This window comes from Sphingobium fontiphilum (genome assembly GCF_014196635.1).
Classification (GTDB): domain Bacteria; phylum Pseudomonadota; class Alphaproteobacteria; order Sphingomonadales; family Sphingomonadaceae; genus Sphingobium; species Sphingobium fontiphilum.
This window is the reverse complement of record NZ_JACIEB010000014.1, coordinates 1-3,632: the sequence shown is the minus strand read 5'-3', so window position 1 is coordinate 3,632 and position 3,632 is coordinate 1. Positions and strand designations below refer to the sequence as shown.

The following is a 3,632-nucleotide window of genomic DNA, read 5'->3' as shown; positions in this document are numbered from 1 at the left end:
TGCTCCCTTGGTGGATCGTGACAATCACACCGTGGAGGATCGGGCCAATCCGAATCAAACCCTCAACAGAGCGCCGTCCACACCATCACCGTAATCCCGTAATTCTACCGTAATTCTAATTCGGGAATGGGGATTTGCAATCGGCGTCCAGCGGGGGCCAGCCTACGGTGTAATCCTTGTGGAAAGGAACAAATTAGTGTCCCACATTACGGTAACTTCATTGCCAGAAGCCGCAATAAATGATGGTCCATCAATTGATTCGCGTTCGTATTGATCCCCCACCAAATTATTTCCACATTGCAACGAAAAAATTTGGCTTGGGCGATTTTTGAAAGACAACTCGAAAGCAAACTCGACATTCTTCTTACGCATCTCTCTTTCACTATCACCGTGTGAGAAATATTTTTCTACGACATAATTTGAACAAGACAGCTGCTCGTATTTTGAAAAATATTCTATGACCCGAAAAGCGATAGTCCGATCTTTTACTTCTATTGAACACTTGTCTGTTGACGATCTTACCACACTAAAGTCCGAGTTTATTCGGCCTAAGTCGATGCAATGAAAATTTCCATCCGGGATTTCCCAAGATTTCTTGCTACTTTCTCCGCCTTGGGGAGGCAAGCATCCCGATAAGATGAAGAAAACTATAGAAATTGCCCTCATGGCTGTTTGTTTCCATATTTTGGAGCTATTAGCACGTAGCTAAACGCTGTTTGGTTCCCCATCAGAATTACGGAATTACGGTGCCGGGAATTACGATTTACGGTGCCCGATTTACGGTGCCAGTTTACTAAATACGATTTAAATACGATTTACGGTGCCAGTTTACTAAATACACAAAATAGCGCGGTCGCACATCCCACCCGCGCCCAGATCGACGCCAGAACGAGGAAGCCGCCACGATCCCCGCACAGCATCACGCCAGCCGCCAGCCCCACGACACATCGCCACCCCGCCCCGAGCCGGGGTCCAGCTTCACCCTGCACCGCACCGCCCCAACAATTATAGCTGTGGGTCGCGGCGTTCCCCGCACAATTGGGGGCTCAAGTAATCTGTCGCCGTCATACAGAACTAACTCGATCTGGAGCCGGAACCCCTGGTGTCGTCGACGAGAGGCGGACCGCGACCAACATGACCCACTGCCAAAAATTGACAATCTTTGCCAATTCCCGTAGGGTATAGCTGATTGGGGGCATTGCATGGCGACGATGAACATCTCTCTGCCGGACCCGATGAAGCATTGGGTTGAAAGCCAGGCGGAAACCGGGCGTTACAGCAACGCCAGCGATTATGTGCGTGACCTGATCCGCCGGGATCAGGAACGCGCAATGAAGATCGCGCATATGCAGGCGCTTGTCGATGAGGGCCGGGCCAGCGGCGCCAGCACGCGCAGCGTAGAGGATATCTTCGCTGACGCGGCTGCGCGCGTGCCGGGAAGTTGACGCCCTCCTACACGCTGTCGAAAGCGGCTGAACGCGACCTTGCGCAGATCGCAGCCTATACCATCGAGACTTTCGGGATTGAGCAGGCGCTCGCCTATCGCGATGGGCTGATCGGCTGCTTCCAATTTCTGGCTGAACATCCGAAGTCCGCGCGCCTGCGCGACGAGTTGAATCCGCCGGCGCGCGCACGCCGGTTCCAGTCGCACCTCATTTTCTATGATGACCAGGCTGATGGCGGCATCATCATTCTGCGCGTCCGTCATACCCGCGAGGACTGGCTGGACGGCGAGTAGATCGCCCGGCGAGGATGCGTGGCCCGACCAGCCCGATGCTCGGACAGGGCGGCAGCTCAAGCCTCGAAAGCGCGGACCGAAGGCGGGAGAATGAGATATATTTGGTAAAGTGGCGCCGTAATTCGCAGCAAGACGCTTGCGCCTGCCCCGGCCAGCGCCCGCGCACATGCCTCCCCGATGTTTGCCGCCGACCCGGTGATGATGGCGACCCGCCCCTTCAAATCTCCAAACAGCACGTCGATCCTCTCCCTGCTCATGTATTCAGTCCGACATTGTTCCGGCCGGTGGCCGGATGCCGTCAGTCCACACTCAGGTTGACATTGGTCGGGAAGCGCTCCGTCGGCATCCCGCCATAGACGATCACTTCGTCAGGGTCGGTCAGCCGCAGATTGGGGAATCCGAAAATCAGGCGGCTTACGATTGCGCGGGTCATCATGCGTGCCAGGCTGTTGCCGGGGCACAGATGGGGACCGAAGCCGAAAGTCAGAATGTCGCGCGGGTCGCGGGTGATGTCGAAACGGGTCGGGTCCGGGTATTTATCGGGATCGTAGTTCGCGGCGCCTAATGAGAGGTGAGCGACCATGCCAGGGTAGATGGGCGTGCCATCGATCACGTGTTCCTTGACCACGAAGCGATGGCGGAAGTTCCCGAGACAGTCCACGCGCATGCATTCTTCGAGGGCGATATTCAGCAGCGACGGGTCTTTTCGCAGCAGTTCAAGCTGATCCGGATGCCGCAACAACCGCAATACCGCGTTCGACGAGGTCGCAGGCACCGTGCCGAGCCCCGCCGTGAAGAGTTGGACCAAAGTCGAGAAGAGCTCCTCGATCGAAATTTTCCCCTCGTCGTCATGCGCCGCAATAACCGAGCCGACAAGATCATCCCTGGGGTCGATACGCCGCTCCTCGATCAGTTTGCCGCAAAATTCATAGACGGCGTTGAACGCGGCCAAATATTCCGGCGGCTTGGGCGCGCCTGGCGGGACAGTCGCGACGAGTTCCAGCGCATTCGACAGATTGATGAAGAGCGGCCAGTCATCTGACTTGAACTCAAACACACCGCCGAGCAGGATCTGATACATGAGTGGACCGGCGAAGTCGGTCACCATGTTGAAATGCCTTTTTTGCGCCATGACGTTCGCTAGCTCGTCAACCATCGAGTCGATGAGCGGCTTCAGCTTGGCAACGCGATTCGGAGCAAAGCCCGGCTGCATGAGACGGCGCATCCTTGAATGCTCCGGCGGATCAAAGTCGACGACCAGCGGCAAGCCATTGAAATAGTCGAAGAGATCCGTTCCCCAACCCGGATGGGGCACCGCGCTGATAATCTCGTGCGTCCTTAACGCCCATTGCACTTGGTGATGACGGCAGATGACGACATGGACATGACCCTGAACCATCGCGTAGAACGGAGGCCTCGTTGCCCATTCCGCGAAATAGGTGGGAGCGTTAGCTTTGATGTCCTGACCAAAGAGATCGATGTCGATAAATCGATCGGGGTCGAGTTCCGGTATCTCGGGCTTAGTGAGGACAGTGGCTATCGACACGATATTCTCCTCCAACGTATACAACGTATATGACTGTAGCTCCCCACGCCTCACATCAAGCGCAGTGCCCCTAGCTGAGCGTTAGACCGGCCTCATGGCCATCGGCCACCTGTCGATTGCGTTTAGGCTTCCCAGTGATTATCGTAAAAGACAATAATTCAACGCCCGGTTAGGGCGAGTGGAGCGCCGGCAAAAAGGCAGGAATTACGGGGAATTGGTGGGGAATTACGGTGAAAATTACGGTGCCAGTTGAAATTACGGTGATGGTGTGGACGGCGCTCTGTTGAGGGTTTGATTCGGATTGGCCCGATCCTCCACGGTGTGATTGTCACGATCCACCAAGGGAGC

The 3,632-nt window shown here is 55.6% G+C and carries 4 protein-coding genes; 2 read left to right on the top strand and 2 right to left on the bottom strand.

Annotation, left to right across the window (positions count from 1 at the left end; all coding sequences use genetic code 11):
- Positions 1 to 162: 162 nt before the first annotated feature.
- Positions 163 to 666, bottom strand: coding sequence for a hypothetical protein (locus GGR44_RS16635; RefSeq protein ID WP_183956615.1), 504 nt, complete (start codon positions 664 to 666; stop codon positions 163 to 165).
- A gap of 536 nt (positions 667 to 1,202) precedes the next feature.
- On the opposite strand from GGR44_RS16635, the gene GGR44_RS16630 reads away from it, so the two are divergent.
- Together GGR44_RS16630 and GGR44_RS16625 are read left to right on the top strand one after the other, a co-directional pair.
- A complete protein-coding gene (locus GGR44_RS16630) occupies positions 1,203 to 1,445 on the top strand; it encodes a type II toxin-antitoxin system ParD family antitoxin (RefSeq protein ID WP_183956614.1) in 243 nt (80 codons plus the stop codon).
- Complete coding sequence (locus tag GGR44_RS16625) at positions 1,442 to 1,738, top strand: type II toxin-antitoxin system RelE/ParE family toxin (protein ID WP_183956613.1); 297 nt, start codon at positions 1,442 to 1,444, stop codon at positions 1,736 to 1,738. Before GGR44_RS16630 ends, GGR44_RS16625 begins: the two co-directional genes overlap by 4 nt.
- A 298-nt stretch (positions 1,739 to 2,036) precedes the next feature.
- Here GGR44_RS16625 and GGR44_RS16620 read toward each other — a convergent pair whose 3' ends face one another.
- Positions 2,037 to 3,284 carry a cytochrome P450 gene (locus tag GGR44_RS16620; protein WP_183956612.1) on the bottom strand — a complete coding sequence of 416 codons (1,248 nt, stop codon included), beginning with the start codon at positions 3,282 to 3,284 and terminating at the stop codon, positions 2,037 to 2,039.
- Positions 3,285 to 3,632: the final 348 nt, after the last annotated feature.

Excerpts from the sequence above, each read along its gene's own strand:
- GGR44_RS16635 (WP_183956615.1), bottom strand. The coding sequence starts at position 666 with ATGAGGGCAATTTCTATAGTTTTCTTCATCTTATCGGGATGCTTGCCT.
- GGR44_RS16630 (WP_183956614.1), top strand. The coding sequence starts at position 1,203 with ATGGCGACGATGAACATCTCTCTGCCGGACCCGATGAAGCATTGGGTT.